The organism is Aestuariirhabdus litorea (assembly GCF_003864255.1).
Taxonomy (GTDB): Bacteria; Pseudomonadota; Gammaproteobacteria; order Pseudomonadales; family Aestuariirhabdaceae; genus Aestuariirhabdus; species Aestuariirhabdus litorea.
In genome coordinates this window covers 870,844-888,520 of record NZ_QWEZ01000002.1, presented here as the reverse complement: position 1 = coordinate 888,520, position 17,677 = coordinate 870,844, and the positions used below count along the sequence as shown (strand labels likewise).

The 17,677-nt window shown below is 62.0% G+C and carries 15 protein-coding genes and 1 other RNA gene; 6 read left to right on the top strand and 10 right to left on the bottom strand.

The window, feature by feature from the left end; translation table 11 throughout:
* Positions 1-148: 148 nt before the first annotated feature.
* The 7 genes from D0544_RS14195 to D0544_RS14165 are packed head-to-tail and all read right to left on the bottom strand — an operon-like array spanning position 149 to position 10,563.
* The gene (locus tag D0544_RS14195) at positions 149-3,778 is read right to left on the bottom strand and encodes an ATP-binding protein (RefSeq protein ID WP_125017265.1); all 3,630 of its coding nucleotides are present in this window, start codon (positions 3,776-3,778) and stop codon (positions 149-151) included.
* A 3-nt stretch (positions 3,779-3,781) separates the two neighbouring features.
* Positions 3,782-4,582, bottom strand: coding sequence for a DUF4194 domain-containing protein (locus D0544_RS14190; RefSeq protein ID WP_243647344.1), 801 nt, complete (start codon positions 4,580-4,582; stop codon positions 3,782-3,784).
* A complete protein-coding gene (locus D0544_RS14185) occupies positions 4,579-6,072 on the bottom strand; it encodes a Wadjet anti-phage system protein JetA family protein (protein ID WP_125017263.1) in 1,494 nt (497 codons plus the stop codon). The genes D0544_RS14190 and D0544_RS14185 overlap by 4 nt, the downstream gene beginning before the upstream one ends.
* A gap of 41 nt (positions 6,073-6,113) precedes the next feature.
* Positions 6,114-7,346 (bottom strand): FAD-dependent monooxygenase, encoded by a 1,233-nt coding sequence (locus D0544_RS14180; protein WP_125017261.1) that lies wholly within the window; start codon positions 7,344-7,346, stop codon positions 6,114-6,116.
* A gap of 27 nt (positions 7,347-7,373) precedes the next feature.
* Positions 7,374-8,606: a 2-octaprenyl-6-methoxyphenyl hydroxylase gene (gene ubiH / locus D0544_RS14175; protein ID WP_125017259.1), complete on the bottom strand. Its 1,233-nt coding sequence runs from the start codon at positions 8,604-8,606 to the stop codon at positions 7,374-7,376.
* The gene (gene pepP / locus D0544_RS14170) at positions 8,603-9,943 is read right to left on the bottom strand and encodes a Xaa-Pro aminopeptidase (protein WP_207905933.1); all 1,341 of its coding nucleotides are present in this window, start codon (positions 9,941-9,943) and stop codon (positions 8,603-8,605) included. The genes ubiH and pepP overlap by 4 nt, the downstream gene beginning before the upstream one ends.
* Positions 9,944-9,975: 32 nt before the next feature.
* Positions 9,976-10,563 carry a UPF0149 family protein gene (locus D0544_RS14165; RefSeq protein ID WP_164880940.1) on the bottom strand — a complete coding sequence of 196 codons (588 nt, stop codon included), beginning with the start codon at positions 10,561-10,563 and terminating at the stop codon, positions 9,976-9,978.
* Between the two features lie 137 nt (positions 10,564-10,700).
* Here D0544_RS14165 and D0544_RS14160 point away from each other — a divergent pair, with 137 nt between their 5' ends.
* From D0544_RS14160 to D0544_RS14145, 4 genes are all read left to right on the top strand, one after another.
* Positions 10,701-10,910 (top strand): TIGR02449 family protein, encoded by a 210-nt coding sequence (locus D0544_RS14160; protein ID WP_125017253.1) that lies wholly within the window; start codon positions 10,701-10,703, stop codon positions 10,908-10,910.
* On the top strand, positions 10,907-11,221 hold the full coding sequence (locus tag D0544_RS14155; protein WP_125017251.1) for a cell division protein ZapA: 315 nt from the start codon (positions 10,907-10,909) through the stop codon (positions 11,219-11,221). The genes D0544_RS14160 and D0544_RS14155 overlap by 4 nt, the downstream gene beginning before the upstream one ends.
* 112 nt (positions 11,222-11,333) lie before the next feature.
* A non-coding RNA gene (gene ssrS / locus D0544_RS14150) (6S RNA) lies at positions 11,334-11,513 on the top strand.
* 11 nt (positions 11,514-11,524) lie between these two features.
* Positions 11,525-12,145: a 5-formyltetrahydrofolate cyclo-ligase gene (locus tag D0544_RS14145; RefSeq protein ID WP_125017249.1), complete on the top strand. Its 621-nt coding sequence runs from the start codon at positions 11,525-11,527 to the stop codon at positions 12,143-12,145.
* Here the strand turns inward: D0544_RS14145 and D0544_RS17200 are convergent.
* The 3 genes from D0544_RS17200 to ilvA all read right to left on the bottom strand — a co-directional run bounded on the left by D0544_RS17200 (position 12,106) and on the right by ilvA (position 15,173).
* Positions 12,106-12,261: a hypothetical protein gene (locus tag D0544_RS17200; RefSeq protein ID WP_164880939.1), complete on the bottom strand. Its 156-nt coding sequence runs from the start codon at positions 12,259-12,261 to the stop codon at positions 12,106-12,108. The two genes, D0544_RS14145 and D0544_RS17200, sit on opposite strands and share 40 nt — an antisense overlap.
* A gap of 268 nt (positions 12,262-12,529) precedes the next feature.
* Positions 12,530-13,507, bottom strand: coding sequence for a helix-turn-helix transcriptional regulator (locus D0544_RS14140; RefSeq protein ID WP_125017247.1), 978 nt, complete (start codon positions 13,505-13,507; stop codon positions 12,530-12,532).
* Between the two features lie 151 nt (positions 13,508-13,658).
* Entirely contained in the window at positions 13,659-15,173 is a 1,515-nt protein-coding gene (gene ilvA, locus D0544_RS14135; RefSeq protein WP_125018327.1) for a threonine ammonia-lyase, biosynthetic, read from the bottom strand.
* Between the two features lie 177 nt (positions 15,174-15,350).
* Between ilvA and rpiA the strand changes: the two genes are divergently transcribed.
* Complete coding sequence (gene rpiA / locus D0544_RS14130) at positions 15,351-16,022, top strand: ribose-5-phosphate isomerase RpiA (RefSeq protein WP_125017245.1); 672 nt, start codon at positions 15,351-15,353, stop codon at positions 16,020-16,022.
* Positions 16,023-16,039: 17 nt separating this feature from the next.
* The gene (locus D0544_RS14125) at positions 16,040-17,671 is read left to right on the top strand and encodes a tetratricopeptide repeat-containing response regulator (RefSeq protein WP_125017243.1); all 1,632 of its coding nucleotides are present in this window, start codon (positions 16,040-16,042) and stop codon (positions 17,669-17,671) included.
* Positions 17,672-17,677: the final 6 nt, after the last annotated feature.

Below are 17,677 nucleotides of genomic sequence, written 5' to 3'. Positions count from 1 at the left end.
TCAAAGGGGCAAAACGCCCGATCCTGGGCCTTGCGGGTAGCGAACGCACCCGCTTCAGCCGACCATTTTACTCAGTTAATTTGCCACCATTATACCGGACCCCAACCGCATCACCAGCGGCATCGCGGCCGTCTCAGATGCCGGGGGCCTAGGCCAGTTCGGCCGCCTCCTCCGCCAGCACCGTCTCCATAAAATCGAGGCTGGCCTGGTGGCGAATGGTGCGCCGGTGATTCTCCCACAGCGCCTTGATCCGGTCCCGGTTCAACTCCTTGCGGTCCACAAACACGCGAGTGTTGAGCTGGCTGCCCCGGGCGGGCTGGTCGGTGGGCGCCTTGGCAAACACAAACTGGTTGCTCACCATGTCCATAAAGGGGCCCGACGCCTTGGAGGGCATGATAAAGATCACCTGCAGACCCAGGCTCTGGGTCAGGTACTCAAGCACCGCCCGCGAGCGCGCCTCATCCATTTTGGAGAAGGCCTCATCCACCAACACCATGCGCAGGTGGCTGGTGCCCTGGTTAAACTGCAGCGCCGAGGTGATGGCCGCCGCCCGAATCACATAGGCCGGGGTTTCCAGCTGCCCGCCGCTGCCGGTGCCGTACTGGCTGAGGAGGATATCCGCCTTACCCTCGATCTTCTTGACGATCTCGTAGCTGCGGTAGTTACGGTAATCCGCGATCCGCTCCAGCTCCCGCAGGGCCTTGCCCTCATCCTCATCCAGCAGCATCGCCACCAGGCGATCCCGGACCCGCTTCAGCGACTCCGGCAGCTCGCTGGCAAACAGGCTACCGCCATCCCCCACCGGGATCTGCCGCACCTCCTCGAAGAAGCGCCAGTACTCGCGGTACTCCGGAATCCACTGCCAGCGGAACTCGTAAACCTCCTGCTCGTGACCGAAGCTGTGATGACGCAGCTCGTCGTTGAGATCTTCCAGCACCTGCTTGCCGTCGGCAATGGACTGGTGGATCGCCCCGCACAGGTGGTCGATAAAGGTGTCGTCGAACTTGCGCTTGAGGCTGCTGATACGATCACGCTTTTCCACCAGCACATTGCCCTTGAGCTTGCTGCTCACCAGCTCCAGTTCGCGGTGGATCTTGCTGATACGGGCAAACAACCGCGCATCGGGCTCGTCCGAACCCTCGATCATGAGGTAGACCGCGTCCCCCGGCAGGCAGTGCTGGTTGTGCTCACGCACCTGTTGTACCAGCTCACTGCACAGGTGCCGCAGCTCCCGCAGGGCCCCTTCGCTCTCCTGCCGCAGGCGTTCGACACTCGCCCCCTGGGCCTCCTGGTCGGCGGCACTGAGCAGCTGTTCGGGGTGGCAGCCAGGCAGGTGGCTGGCCACCTCCATCAGGTCCGCTTCCCGTTGCTCGACCCCTTCGAGCAGGCGTTCCTGGCGGTCGGCAAAGCGTTTCAGGGACTGTTCCACCTGCTCCAGCTGCTGCTGGTCTCGGCCACGCCCCTCGCGCTGGTTGAGCAGCTGCTGTTCGCACTCCCGCACCCGTTCACGCAGCGTTCCCAGCTCCTGCTCAAGGCCCTCATGATCCTTGAGATCGAGCCCGCCAAGCTGGCTTTCGAGCTGCACAACGCGGTTTTGGTGGGCGATCATCGCCTCGATCCGGTCGGCTACCCGCAAGGGGCGAATCCGCGCCAGGGAGCCCTGCAACTGCTCCAGCCGCTCGTTGGCCTGGCGCGCCACCTCCACCTGCTGTTGCAGCTCCAGCAGTTGCTGCTGCTTGGCCGCCAGGGCGCGCTGGCGGGCTGCCTTGCCGAACACCAGTTCGCCATCATCCAGGTCGCAACGCCACAGGCTGTAGTTACCCGATGCCATCCCCGACGCAGTGAGGCCACGACGACAGTGGCGCAGTTGCTCCGCACTCCTCACCTGCTGGACGCTGCCGTAACTGGCCATAAGGTAATCCTGCGCCACCCGGTGACCGAACTCCATCAGCTGGATGATCGAGTCCGCCGCTGGCGATGGCTGGCGAGCGGCGTCCTCTCGGGCCTTGCTGCCCTGGATCACCTTGGCACTGCTGCGCCCCTTCATGGCCCGCACGATCTCGATGGCACGCGCTTCGTAGTCGGGCTCCACAATCAGGCCAAAACGATTGCCCCCGAGGTAACCCTCAATAGCGGCCTGCCAGTCGGCATCGACCACCTCGACAAACTCGCACAGCACCTTGGGATCGGCCTCGGGGCACTGTTCACGAATCGCCTGCAGGGCCTCGGACACCGCCCGTGGGTAACGCACCTGCTGGGTGTGTTGCAGGTTGCTGATATCCCGCTCCAGCTGCTTGCGCTGATTGTTGAGCCGCTGCCACTGCTCCTCCCGCTGGCCACTGTAGCGCTGCAGGCGCGGCAACGGGGAGTCTTCACCGGTTACCATCGCGGCCAGCTGGCCATGCACCCGCTGTAGCTGGCGGGCCTGTTGCAGCTGGCTCTCCAGCGGTGCCATATCGACCCAGTCCTGGTGTTGCAGGAGGGTGTAGTCGAGGCCATTGCCCCCCAGCTCCAGCAACTGCTGCGCCTGTTCGTATAACCCCCCCAGCTCCAGCTGTTCGCGCAGCACCTTATCCGCCAGCACCTGTTGCTGCAGCACCGCCGCATCCAGGTTGGCATTGAGCAGGCTATCTTCGCTCAACAACTCCAGCGCCTCCGCGACCAGCTGCTTCTGTGCCTGCTCCCGACCCTGCTGAAGCTCATCCTTGCGCTGCAACTCGGGGTTGCCCATACGCCGCGCCTCCAGCCGGATCAGCTGCTGCTGGAGGCGTTGCTGCTGCGCCTCCACCCGGCCCGCCTGCTGGCCATTTTCCTCGAGGGCGTCACGCAACGCCTGCTGACGCTGCTTTTCCTTGAGGTACTGCTGCTGGACCTGCAGGTACTCCACTTTGGCTTCGGTATAACGCAGGGTATTGCAGCGCACCCATTCGCTGAGGTAGCGCTCACTGAGCAGGGCAGCGGCATCCAGGCGCCCGATCTCCTGCTGAATACGCCGCGCATCCGCCTCCATGCCATTGATGGTCTTCATCATGGTGGAGACCGAACGAATCGCTTCTCCAAGCTCCCTCGGCTCGAGGATTTCCTGGGCGACGAAGTCGGTAATGGAACCCACCGGCTTGTAAGCCATGAAGCGGGAAAAAGCGCGCGCAGCATTATGTGATTCACGCTCACTAACGGAGCCGTCGCGACCGCGCAGGGCACCGTACAGCCTACCCAGGTAGGATTTTTTAGTACTGAACTCCTCAACCGCGCGCTTGCCAAAACGCTGCTGCAATCTGGCCGGCAGCTCGTCGAGGGTAAACAGCTGCTCGGGGGTACGGAAAAAATCCTGCTTGCACAGCTGCTCGTTGGGAACAATGAAATAACGTGACTCTATCTCACGTGCTACCGGCTGCTTGCCTGCGGTATCGTAATCGGCGCGTACCCCGATGAGGGCAGTAAAGGGCGCCGCCTCCTCCCCCTGGGTAGGGTAAAACACCGCCGCCAGGAACCCATCACAGCGCCAGGGGCGTGCGAAGCTGCCATCGTCGCAACCGAGCACGTAGGAGGCCAGGGTCCGCACCTGCTTGCCACCACGCCCCTTCTGGGTAGTCTCATCCTGCCCGGGGTTATAGTTGAAGAGGTTGTTCTTGGCCGCCGTCATAATGGTCTGGATGGCATCGGCGGCGGTGGTCTTGCCACTGCCCGAGGCACCGGAGAGCAGGTTGACCGGTCCCATCTCGAACTCGGTGGCCGGCACATTGCCCCAGTTGATAAACACAAAACGCTTGAGATACATGACTTAAGACTCCTCACCAAACAGGGAGGGTGCCGATGCCCTGGGCGCGGGTGGCGGCAGTATCGCCTCCCCGGACTCCTCAGGCTCCCCGGTTAGCTCGAGGTCCCGTGGAGGTTCCACCCCCCGGGAGCGGCTGGCCTGGCTGTCGTCGTCGGCTATGAGTCCAGGCTCCCCGGGGTCCGTCTCGGCCTCCATCAACCCCTGCAACACCTCGTGGCTGACCAGCGAGGTAATCATGGGGCGGATGCGCAGCCAGGCATCGCCGCTGTCAAGGGCCTCCTCCTGCCCGAACTGGATCACCCGCATGCGCTTGAGGGTACGGAACAGCGCCCGTCGCTCGGTGCTCTGCAGCGGCAGGCTACGGTTGAGCAGGCTCTTCATGGCGATACTCACCGCCTCCAGGGAGACCATGGCGCAACCGCCGTCGTCGATCTGCCCCTCCCGGAGCTGCTGCTCGTAGAGACTGCGCAGCACCAGCAGCAATACCACCTCCCCCTGGCTCAGGCGGCTCCGGAAGCCGGAGAAGCCACCCGCCTCGTCATCCATACCGGGCACCTGGGCACCCGGGGGATAGAGCCGCACGTACTGAAACAGGTTGTCGTGCTGAACCCGTACACCGATTACCCGCAGGTAATCGTCCACGAGGGACTTGATGCGCAGGTAGCGATCGTAGAGTTCCTGCTCGGTCTGGCTTTCGTCTCGGCAGATCACACCGTAGTCGAGCAGGCGCTGCACCACCTGCTGGAAGGCGCCCAGCTCAAGTTGCTGCTTGGCCAGCTGTTGCTGCAATAGGTCGATAATCACGATGGGGGGGTCTCCTCGCACCAGATCTCAAAGCGGTCGGCGCGCGTAAAAAATTCCTGCTCGGCAGCGCTGGGCGGTGCCTCCTCCAGAAAGCGCACCCGAATGCGTTGCTCGCTGGAGCGGTCGTTGATCGAGGCCAGCTCGATCAGGTGGGCGCGGGATAACAGCTGCCGCGCATCCTCAATGGTCAATTGGTCACTGCAAATGCGCTGGCCACTGGCCAGCTGCTGCGCCAGGTAGGCGCGGGAATCCTGGGAGTTGACCACGAACGCCTTGTCCAGCGCCTCCTTGACGAAGGCTTCCCGGCGGGCGTCGGCGTCCTGGTGGGGCTGCGCCTCCAGGGTGGTCTGCACCCGGCGCAGGCTGCGCCTCTCGCGCAGGCGCACCGAGACCGGGTCGAGAAAGTTCAGGGAGACCCCCGCCAGCTGCTCGGCCGCCCGCTGCAGCCGTTGCTCGCAGGTATCCGCCGACTGCCGCTGCAGGGCTTCGCACACCTGCTGGATATCGGCGCGCTGCTGGCTGGCGAGGTAGGTCATCTGCCGGATGATGATATCCGCCCGCTGGGTATAGCTCTGCAATGCCTGCCGAACCTGGGGCAGCATCACCTCACAGGCACCCCGTACCCGCTGCTCGATCCCCTCCAGCACGGCGATCAGCAGCGACTGGCGCCGATCCTCCACGTAGTCGGGCAGCGACTGGCGCAACTGCTTTTCCGCCTCGGCCTTGAAGGCGCTCTCCTTGCGACGGATACCGCGGATCAGGCGGGCGATCTCCTCACGGTACTTCTCCACACTGTCGGCGGAAAGGCGCACGGCGATATCGGGTTCGAAGCGGGTGTCCATATAATCGAAAAACTGGTCGCTGGCCTGCTGCACCAGCAGCTGTTGCTCAACAGCACTCACCAGCTGGCGCTTGCGATCCTCCAGCTCGGTGACCAGGTCGGAAAAGTCACTGATGATGCGCTCGGAAAACTCCCAGGCATCGAGCAGGTCGTGGATCTCGCCACGCTCGGTAAAGGCCCGCAGTGCGTTGCGGGTGTTGCGGGTGTTGCGATTGCGGGTGCGAAACCGCTGTTGCTGGGTATCCACCAGCGGTTGGGCAAAGAGGCGACCATTGCGGGTAAAGCGGTAGCTGCCCTGCAGGTTGACCTCGTCGAACAGCTGCTCGATCCAACCCTGCTCCACCAGGCGGCTGAGCACCCAGGCGGCGCGCTCGCGCTCTCCGCGAAGCCCCGAAGCCTCAAACTCAGCCTCCTCCTCGGTGCGGCCGTCGTTGGCGTCGTCATCATTCAGCGCCGGCGCCTGGGCCAGCGCCTCGGTGAACAGGTCGATGATCTGGCTGCGCCCCAGGTGATGGCCGTAGTCGGCCATGCTGCCGTAAACGTGGCTGTAGAGGGCGCGTACGCACTGTACCACCCCCTCCCGGTACTTGCCGGTCAGGGGTTTGAAGAAGTGTCGATGCTGGGCATCGAAAAACAGGGATTGACTCATACGACGAAAAACCTGCAAACCCGGAAAAGGGAGAACTCGACCTAGCGGGCAAAACGGGGGATATCCCCCTCCAGCCCCATGGCGCGCCGCACCAGCTGTTGCTTCAGTTGCGGTGTCCCATCCACCCACCGCAGGCCACTGTTACGCAGCAGCCGCAGCGGCATATTGCGGGCATGAAACAGGCGCTCGAAAAACTCCATCGCCCCCATCATGGCCAGGTTGGCCCCCTTGCGCTGGCGCTGGTAGCGTTGCAGTACCCCGAGGCGGGCAAAGTCGTCACCACGGGCGCAGGCGTGCAGGATCACCTCCGCCAGAGCGGCGGCATCCATCAAACCCAGGTTGACCCCCTGCCCCGCCAGCGGGTGGATGGTGTGGGCCGCATCCCCCACCAGGGCGATGCCCGGCATCACGTAGTCGACGGCATGGCGCTGGCGAAAGGGCAGGCAGTAGCGGCGATCGCACCCCAGCACGGTCCCGAGACGCTGCTCAATCGCTCGCTCCAGCTCGCGGCAGAATGCGCCCTCCTCCAGCTCCATCAGGCGCTGCGCCTCCTCCGGCACATTGGACCAGACGATGGAGCAGAAATGGCGGCCGTCCTCACTGTCGGGCAGTGGCAGAAAGGCCAGCGGGCCGCTCTCGCGAAAGCTCTGCCAGGCGGTCCGATGGTGGGGTAATTCGGTTTCCACGGTCGTCACTATGCCGTGGTGCAGGTAGTCCCACTCGCGCAGTGCAAAGCCCGCCCCGGCGCGCACCTGGGAGTTGGCGCCATCGGCCGCCACCAGCAGGCGCGCCTCCAGCTCGAGGCCGGATTCGAGGCGTATGCGCGGCCCCTGCTTACCATCGTCGAGCAGGGTCTTTAGCCGTTCCCCGGGCAGCAGCCGGACCCCATCGGCCGCCTGCAGGGGTTCCAGCAGGGCGCTCTGGGTCACGCTGTTTTCCACGATATGACCCAGCACCGGGTGCTGGATCTCATCGGCGTGAAACTCGATGCGGCCGGTGCCCTCCCCATCCCATACCTGCATATGACGGTAGGGGCTGACCCGGCGCGCGAGCATTGAGGGCCACACCCCCAGATGCTTCAAAAAACGCTCCGAGGAGACCGTAAGTGCACTGACGCGGGGATCAAAGCGGTGCGGGTCCAGCTCGACAGGAGCGGGGCGCAGGTCGCCACCGTCGACCAGGGCGATACTGAGGGAAGAGTCCCGTAGCGCACAGGCAAGCGCGCTGCCCACCATGCCGCCCCCAACGATAATCAGGTCAAAGCTTGTCTGCATAGTTGTCGTTACACCACCTTGAATCGATTAGTCACGCCCGGCGTGCCCCGGCTCCCCTACCAGCCCCATCGCCTGACGGGTAAACCAGTGTTTGGCCGGCGGGGTCAGCTCGAGGCCCAGCAGCCCCAGCCCCCGCAGAGGACTGAGCAGCGACCGCTGGCCGGAGAAGAGCCGAACGACCCAGTCGCTGAAGCCTACGGTGCGCCACTGGTCCTGCTGCTGCAGCTCGAGGTAGCGCCGCAGCAGTGCCAGCTCGCCGGCTGCCCGCCCCTCGGCCAGCCCCTGTTGCAGCACCCGCACCAGGGTCATCAGGTCACGCAGCGCCAGATTGTACCCCTGCCCCGCCACCGGGTGCAGACTGTGGGCGGCATTGCCCATCACCACCAGCCCCGGCCGCACCTGCTCGGTTGCCCACTTCAGGCTCAGGGGATAACTGAAGCGCTCACCGACCCGCTCAAGGCGCCCGAGACGATAGCCGAAACGGGCCTGCAAACGCTGTAAAAAGGCAGCATCGTCCAGCGCCATGACCCTTCCTGCCTCGGTTTCGGGCAGGGTCCACACCAGCGCGCTGCGCCCTCCGGAGAGCGGCAACAGCGCCATCGGCCCCTCATCGGTGAAGCGTTCGTAGGCGACACCCCGGTGGGGTTTGCCGGTGGTCACGTTGGCGATCAGTGCCCGCTGCTGGTAGTCGCTACTGTGCTGGCGAATGCCCAGCTGGCGGGCCAGCTCGGAGCGGCCTCCGTCGGCGAGCAGGGTAAGTCCGGCGGTCAGCTGCTGTAGCCCCTCGCCATCCCGTACCCCGAGTTGCATGCCCGTTTCGCAGGCGACGATCTGCTCCACCTGCGCCGGACAGAGCCACTCAATGGAGGGATCGTTCTGCAGCGCTGCGTGAAGCACACTCCCGAGCCAGCGGTTCTCTACCACGTAGCCCAGGGCTTCGGTCCCCATCTCCCGACTGTGCAGGCGACTGGTACCGAAGTGTCCGCGGTCGGAGACCTCAACCGAGTGGATGGGGGTGGCCCCGGCCGCCAACCCGGACCACAGCCCCAGCCGTTCGTAGATCAGGCGGGTGCCCCAGGAGAGTGCAGTAGAACGTGCATCGTAGCTGGGCTGCTGGGGGGCCTCACTGGTCTCGGCCAGTGGCTGGGATTCGATAATGCCCAGCCGCAGCCCCCGCTCAACCACCAGCGGGCGGAGGGCGCAGGCGAGACTCGCCCCCACCATTCCACCGCCAATGATCAGCAGGTCAAAATGGCTCATGCACAGGCCTCTCGACGGGCGCGGGCAGCGGCCATCAGGGCCTCGATCTCGTCAATACCCTTGGGAGCGCCCGCCGACAACACCTCATGCCCCTTGCGGGTTACCAGCACGTCATCCTCAATACGGATGCCGATGCCGCGCCAGCGCTTGGCCACGGACTCCTCGTCGGGAGCGATATAGAGCCCCGGTTCGATGGTCAGTACCATACCGGGCTCCAGCACCCTCCATTCACCCCCCACCTTATAGTCACCCACATCGTGGACATCCATCCCCAGCCAGTGGCCGGTGCGGTGCATAAAGAAGGGCTTGTAGGCCTCGGTGTCGATCAGCTCCTGCACCTCCCCCTTAAGCAGGCCCAGCTCAACCAGCCCCTCGGTAAGGATCCGCACCACCACCTCGTGGGGGTCGTTCCAGTGGTTGCCCGGCTGCACCTGTTCAATCGCCGCCAGCTGGGATTTCAATACCAGCTCATAGAGGGCCCGCTGTTCGCGGGTGAAGCGACCATTGGCAGGAAAGGTACGGGTGATATCGGAGGCGTAATAGTCGAGTTCGCAACCGGCATCGATCAACACCAGGTCGTTGTTACGAATCGGGGCATCGTTTTCAGTGTAGTGGAGGATGCAGCCGTTTTTGCCCGCCCCCACTATGGAGGGGTAGGCGGGCCAGCGGGAACCGCTGCGCTGGAATTCGTGGTTGAGCTCCGCCTCCAGCTGGTACTCGTAGAGCCCCGGCTCGCAGATCTCCATGGCACGGATATGGGCACGGGCCGAGATAGCGCCCGCCTCGCGCATCAGCTTGACCTCTCCGGCACTCTTGTAGAGCCGGAGGTCGTGGAGCAGGTGGTCAAGGGCAAGAAACTCGCCGGGAGGATGGGCCCCCTGGTTGGCCTTGGACTTGATGGTGTTAACCCAGCTCATGATCTGGTTATCGAAGTCGCGGTTGCAGCCCATGGCGTAGTAGACCCGGTCGCGACCTTCAATCAGCCCCGGCAGGATCTCGTCGATATCGCCGATCGGGAAGGCATCATCCACCCCGAACTCTGCCATCGCCCCCTCCTGGCCGAAGCGATAGCCGTGCCAGAGCTCCATCGCAGGATCTCGCTCGCGGCAGAAGAGCACGGTTTCTCCATGTTCGCGCCCCGGAATCAGCGCCAATACCGATTCGGGCTCGGGGAAACCGCTCAGATAGTAGAAATCACTGTCCTGGCGAAACAGATGCTCAACATCCCGGTTGCGGATGTGGACCGGCGCCGAGGGCAGGATGGCGATGCTGTTCTCCTCCATCTGCGCCATCAGGTGCTGGCGCCGACGGGCGTACTCTTTCTTGCTGATCTTCATCATGGTCAGGTTGGCAGTCTGGGAACGTCGTGTTAATGAAGGGAGGGGGTGGGAGGCTGGCTGACTGGCACACTCGGGTTGCAGTCGGCGAACACCACCAGCGCCCCCATGCGTACGTACTCACTCACCTCCATCAGGCTCACCTCGTTCTCCTCGCTCTCCTCCAGGTCGAGCTGCACCTGGGCGATCTCGGCCAGGTCACGGAGAATCTCAACCACCGCTTCGGAGAGGCTCTCCACCCCCTGACCAGCGAGGCCAAACCCGCTCAGGAAACCGTGACACCACTGCCCCAGGGCTTCGGCGCGAACCTGCAGTTCCTCCTCCTCGTCGGGCAGCAGCAGGCGCAGGCCATACTCCCCCGCCAACAACTGCTTGAGGGTCTGGTCATAGAGGGCCTGCAGCAGGGCGCGGGCATCGTCGGGCAGCTCGCTGAGCTGCATCTGCTCGACCGCGAGGGCGATCCAGTCGTTAGCGCTCAGGCGCTTTCCGGCCGCCAGCTGGCCACAGATCATGCCGTGCAGCTCCGCCGGCGCATTGCAGCTCTCCAGCTCCACAAAGAGGTTGCAGAGTTCGTCAAAATCATCGGCACTGTTGTGCCCACTGAGGGTTCGGGTGGTCATTGGATCGAGGCTTTCCATCACGAATGTGCTTAAGCTCTCAATGCTACCATTTCAGCGTGCGACACTGTACCGATGATTGACCCCCAGCAGGCCGCGCCCTATAGTATTCCATCAAATAAAGTGGTGAATGACCCCCGATGGACGACAGTCAGATCGACAACCTTTCCGCCAAGGTGGATGAGCTGATCGCGCTTTGCGAAGAGCTGAAGCAGGAGAACCGCCTGCTCCGCACCAGCGAGCACGGCCTGCGCGAAGAGCGCGCGGTATTGATCGAGAAAAACGAACTCGCCCGCAGCAAGGTAGAGGCGATGATCACACGCCTCAAGGCACTGGATACCGAAATATGACCCAAAACCCTCCTAACACAGCGAGCGTGTTGATACTCGACAAGGAGTACCGGGTTGCCTGCCCCGACGAGGAGCGTGATGCCCTGATCAGCGCCGCCCGTTACCTCGACAGCAAAATGCGCGAGATCCGCCGTAACGGCAAAACCATCGGACTCGAGCGGATCGCCGTCATGGCTGCGCTCAACATCACCTACGAACTGCTGCACGACGACAGCGGAGAGAAAGGCTCCCCCCAGAGCCGCGAGCGCATCGAGCAACTGATTAAAAAGCTGGACTCCGCCCTGGACACCAGCCGCCAGCTCGAATTTTAACCCGGCCCACTACCCCGCCAGCCACCCCAGTCGACGGATAGACCGCACAACCGGTGCAATTTCATCGAAAAACGGTGGCCACCCTTAGCGAGCAACCGTTATAATTGGCCTACGCTCCCTGGTCTGTTTGCGAGCCACAACGTCCCTGAGCCGATAATTGAAGCATCGGCGGCTCCTCGTTAATACTGGCGTGCAGGTCCACCCCGTAGTGGAAAGCCCAATGTATTACAGCAGTCTCCACCTTGAGCCATGGGTTCAAGGGCCTCTATGGCCGCGGCAAACCGGGGAGTCTTTTACCGACCCATGATGCAGCTATCCCGCCAGCAACTCCGACAGCAACTCCGCCAGCGCCGCAACGCCCTTTCAGCCCGGGAGCAGCGCGAAGCCAGCGCCCGACTCTGTGCCCGGCTGGCCAACCACCCCACCTTCGTTCGTAGCCAGCGCATTGCCCTCTACCTTGCCAACGACGGTGAGATCGATGCCACCCCCCTGTTACAACGCGCCTGGTCTATGGGCAAGCAGTGCTTCCTCCCGGTACTCAAGCCTGGCAGCTGGAACGAGCTGTGGTTTGCTCCCTTTGAAGCCGGCACCCTACTGACTCCCAACCGCTACGGAATAGAGGAGCCCCGCCTCCACCACGGCCAGCACCCGCCGGCCTGGAGCCTGGACCTGGTACTGATGCCACTGGTAGGTTTTGACACAGAGGGGAATCGATTGGGCATGGGGGGCGGCTACTACGACCGCAGCTTCGCCTTTTTACGCCGGCCGAGACCAGTACACCAGCCCCGGCTCATTGGACTTGCACATGAGTGTCAGCGAGTGGATGAACTGCCCTGCGATAGCTGGGACATCCCGCTCAGTGAAATCATTACTGACCGCAATCGTTACTGCGCGGAGCGCAGCTCAGCGGAGACCGCCGACTGAGACAGTGGAGCGCCTGTAGAAAGGGATTGAGCCACACTGGCAAAACCGGTGCTGAGGACGCCCAGTCCAAACACCAGCAGAACCACCAGCAAAAAGTCGGGTTTTTTCTTCTTCATTTTTTGTTACCCAGCGATTGCGCCTTCATTGGCTTCTCACCGCGCCCCCTCCCGAGACACCGTCTATCCAGTTGAACAGCCACCCGCCTACTCCTGCAACCAAAGAAAAGAGGCTATTTTACCCAAGCCTCTTTTCCCAGGCTGTGACACCGGGCCCAATGTCAACTTAACCGCGGGATAGTAAAACCAATTATTATTAGGAGATCAACGATAATCGCGACAAGTTCTGCGAATAGGCTCACATTATGCTAGAAAAAACCTTGAACGCTTAACCGCAATAGCGCTGGCGATACTCTTTGGGGGAATGGCCTGTCCAACGCTTGAAGGCGTGGTGAAAGCCGCTGACATCGGCGAAACCGAGCTGGTCGGAGATCGATGCCAGGTTCAGGCGGTGATCCTTTAGCATCCGCAGGGAATGGTGTTTTTTCACGCAGTCACGAAGCTGCACAAAAGTCACCTCATAGCGCTTCAGGTGACGCTGCAGGGTGCGTGCGCTCATATTCAACTCACCCGCCGCGTCCTCTATCTTGAGTGGCACCTTGGCGATGTTAAGCTCGATATAATCCAGCGTATCCCGTATCAGCGGATGATCCTGGCGCAGGCGGTCGATCACCGGATCACCGTTATGATCGTGCCGCACCGGCTGCCCCGGCAGTGGACGGGAGAGCTGCTCACTGGCAACCACCAACGCATTGTAGGTGCGGGAAAATCGCAGGTCCGACGCAAAAGCCGACTGGGTGTCCGCGCCATACACCGGCACGGTGTGGCTAAACTCGACCGAGATCTCATCGCGCTCCAGCTCACAGAGACAGAGGAGAAAGCGGTACAGGGTACGCAGCTTAAACTCAACCACCTCAGCATCCACCATCCGCGGCGCCAACAACACCAAGCGCGTACGATCTCCCCGCTCCTGCAGGGTAAAGTCGAGATGGGGATTATGACCACAAAACTCACGCTCGACCGCATCGCGCAAGCTGTATACCCCCTCCACCTCAGCGCGCAGATAGGGTTCACTCAGCTGGTGGGCCAACAGCTTGCCGTACTCCAGCATCAGCGGGAAGCGACTACTGTGAACTTTGAGGCCATTGAGGGCCTGGTTGAAGCTGATCTCGTCGATGGCCGCGTCCGCCACCGACAGCTGACCCTGGTCCAGGTCATCGGGATGGAACAGATCCCGTTGATCGACACCCTGCTGGCGGGCGAGTTCAACCAGTGCGGACAGATAGCTTGGGGGAACCCGGTTCATGAGCGGTCATCTATTCTCGTTGTTGTTTTTATTATTGATTATCCGTTAAAAATCTATCTCACAACCTCTTACGAATCAACCATAGACCATAGTCTAAGAAGCGGGCAAATAGCGCTCCAGGGCCCGGAGCGCACTGTCACAGCCGGGTGGGCTAGCCGAGAAATAACTGGTAGGCGCGGTTATTGGTCTCTTCCCAGTAATGGTAGCCGATCAGGTCGAGGAAGCTTTCAACCTCAGCCTTCTCCCCCTTGGGCACCTGCATGCCAATCAGCACCCGCCCGTAAGCCGCACCATGATTACGGTAATGGAACATGGAGATATTCCAGCGCTCCCCCAGTTTGTTGAGGAAGTTGAGCAGAGCACCCGGACGCTCCGGGAACTCGAAACGGTAGACAATCTCATGCTCCCCGTTGGGGGCGTGCCCGCCTCCCATATGCCGTATATGCAGCTTGGCGATCTCGTTGTCGGTCAGGTCTTCGACCGGATACCCCTTCTGTTCCAGCAGGGCCACCAGGTCCTCGCGGGTATCGCTGTCGGGCTTGGTCTGGACCCCCACAAAAATGCGCGCCTGGCTGGCATCATGGTAGCGATAGTTAAACTCGGTGATCGCCCGCTTACCCAGGGTCTGGCAGAACTTGCGGAAGCTGCCCGGTTGCTCGGGAATGGTGACCGCGACGATGGCTTCACGCTTCTCACCCAGCTCGGCTCGCTCGGAGATATAGCGCAAACGATCAAAATTCACATTAGCACCGCTGTCGATGGCGACCAGCGACTGTCCTTCAATACCCTCCCGCTCCACATAACGCTTGATACCGGCAACCGCCAGCGCACCCGACGGCTCGGCAATGGAGCGGGTGTCATCGTAGATATCCTTGACCGCCGCGCAGATCTCATCGGCAGTCACAGTGATCACCTCATCCACCACCTGTTTGCAGACCCGGAAGGTCTCCTTGCCGATCTGGGCGACAGCAACACCATCGGCAAAAATACCCACCTGCGAGAGCACCACCCTCCGGTTCTTCTCAAGCGCCACCTTCAGGCAGGCGGACTCCTCATACTCAACCCCGATGATCCGGATCTCTGGCCGCAGGTATTTGATATAGGCGCCGATGCCCGCAATCAGTCCGCCCCCACCCACGGGAACAAAGATGGCATCGATGGGATCGCTGTACTGACGAAGGATCTCCATCGCGATGGTCCCCTGGCCGGCAATGGTGTCGACGTCATCGTAGGGGTGGATATAGACGTAGCCCTTCTCCTCGACCAGCTTTTGGGAGTAGGCCAGCGCTTCGTCGAAGGCGTCGCCGTGCAGGACCACCCTGGCACCGCGCGCACGTACCGCCTGTACCTTGATCTCGGGCGTGGTCTTGGGCATCACGATCACCGCCTTGATACCCAGATGTTTGGCCGCCAGCGCCAGCCCCTGGGCATGGTTACCCGCCGAGGCGGCGATCACCCCTCGCGCGCGCTCTGCTTCAGTGAGCTGGGAAACCTTGTTGTAAGCGCCGCGAATCTTGAATGAAAACACCGGCTGCAGGTCTTCCCGCTTGAGCAACACCTTGTTCTGCAGCCGCTCGGAAAGGAAAGGAGCCTCATGGATGGGGGTTTCCACCGCCACATCGTACACCCGGGCTTCGAGGATCTTTCTAATATAGTTCTGCGGCATGGCGTCGGCTTCACGTGGTAAAAAACGCCCCATTCTAGACTATTGACCGGCGGGCAGCCACGCTGATTCAGGCCAAGCCTCCGGTGAAGCCGGTTGCGGACAGCGTTCACGGTTTTTCCCTATCCACGGCGGGAGTATACTCTATGCTTTTAAGCGCCCCTCACCACAGGTACCCCCATGAACCAGGATGAACTCAAGCAAGCCGTTGCCCTCGCCGCTCTGGAGACGATTCGCCCCAAACTAGAACGCGAATCGATTATCGGTATAGGGACAGGCTCCACCGCCAACTGCTTTATCGACGCCCTGGCCCAGGTCAAGCAGCTGTTTGACGGTGCCGTGGCCAGCTCCGAAGCCAGCGCCGAGCGCCTCAAATCCCACGGTATTCCGGTCTATGACCTGAACTCGGTCAACGAGATCCAGTTCTACATCGACGGTGCCGACGAGAGTAACGAGCGCCTGGAGCTGATCAAGGGCGGCGGCGGCGCCCTGACCCGCGAAAAGATCGTCGCCGCCGTGGCCGACCAGTTCATCTGCATCGCCGACGAGAGCAAGCTGGTCCCCCTGCTGGGCACCTTCCCGCTGCCGGTTGAGGTGATCCCCATGGCCCGCAGTTACGTGGCCCGTGAGCTGGTGAAGCTGGGGGGGGACCCGGTCTACCGCAGCGGTTTTGTGACCGACAACGGCAACCTTATCCTTGATGTCCACAACCTGCAGATCAACGTGGCCACCACGCTTGAAGAGCAGATCAACAACATCACCGGTGTGGTGACCAACGGGCTGTTTGCGGTGCGTCCGGCTAATCTCCTGCTGCTGGGTACACAACAGGGCGTCAAGGAATACCGTAACTAGGGGCGACAGGACCGATCATGGTTAATTTTGCCAACAAGCGCCTGCTGATCGTCGACGACTTTGAGAGTTTTCGTCTCTCCCTGCGGCGCATGCTCAACAGCATTGGTATCAACGAGGTCGACATCACCGGCAACGGCCGCGATGCGATCCGCCTGTGCCGCGAGAACGCCTACGACGCCATTCTCTGCGACTATAACCTGGGCCAGGGCAAGAATGGGCAGCAGGTGCTGGAGGAGCTGCAACACAGCAAGATCCTCAAACATCGCACCCTGTTTATCATGATCAGCGCCGAAACCGGTCGCGAAATGGTGCTCGGCGCGCTGGAATACAGCCCGGACGGTTACATCTCAAAGCCCTTCACCCAGGCGCTGCTCCACAAACGCCTGGAGACCTTTTTCGCCCGCCAGGAGGCGATCGAGCCGATCATCAGGGCGCTGGATAAAAACAACGATGCCGAGGCCTTACGGTTGTGCCAGCAGAAAGCAGCCCAACCGGGTCGTTACCGAACCTGGTGCCAACAGCAACTGGCGGAACTGCAGATCAAGACCGGAGACTACGAAGGGGCAAAAGCCACCTGCGAACTGCTGCTCAGCGGGCGTCAACAAGATCTCCCCCACCTGCTGCTGGGACGCATCGCCCTGGCCGAAGGCCGGTTTGAGGAGGCGATCCAGAGGCTGGAGGAGGTGCTGAAACATAATCCCAACTTTGCCCGCGCCTGCGACCTGATCGCCGAATGCTATAAAGCGATGGGGCAACCGCGCAAAGCCCAGCAGTCCCTCGAACGAGCCACCAGCATCTCACCCCACTACCTTAACCGGCAGCAGGCACTGGCCAGCCAGAGCCAGGAAAACGACGATATAGAGACCGCTACCCACGCCTGGCGCTCAACCGTCGAGCTGAGCCAACACTCCTGCCTGGAGGCCCCCGACCAATACCTGAACCTGGCACGATGCCTGGGAGAAAGCGCGAGCGAGAACGAGGAGCAGGGAGCCAAGCTGGCGCGTGAGGCCCTGCAGATGCTGGATCGTGCCAAGCAGCGCTTCAGCGACCACGAGACCCTCGAGCTTGAGAGTACCCTGGTGGAGGCTCAGGTACACATGAGCCAGAACAATACCGCGGCCGCCGAAAAGGCACTGGCCCAGGCCGAAACCCTTTTCGCCGAGGTTGATCCCGCCTCCAGGGATTCTTTACAGCTGGAGCTGGGAAAAACCCTGCTGCAGGCCGGCCGCCAGGAGCAGGGTGAGCAGCTCCTTAATGAGCTGGCCGCTGCCCATCCGGACAAAAGCGATATTAGCTCACAAGTTGCCGCCGTTTTGGATGAGCCGGTGAGTGCCATCCGCCGCAAACGCGCTGCCGAGTTTAACAAGCAGGGCATAGAGGCGTTCAAGGACAACCGCTACGAAGAGGCGATCGAGTTTTTTATCCAGGCCCAGGAGCACTCCAGCCGCCACCCCGGCGTCAACCTCAACCTGGTACAAGCGGCGCTCAAACAGGCCCCCATCGATGGCAAACGGGATCAACACTACCGCCAGTGCCAGGCAGCCCTTGAACGCATCGCGCACCTTAAACCCACCCATCACCAGTGGGAGCGCTACCAGCACCTCAAACAACAGGTCGCCTCCCATCTGGCCCCCTCATCCAGCAACTGACACGCC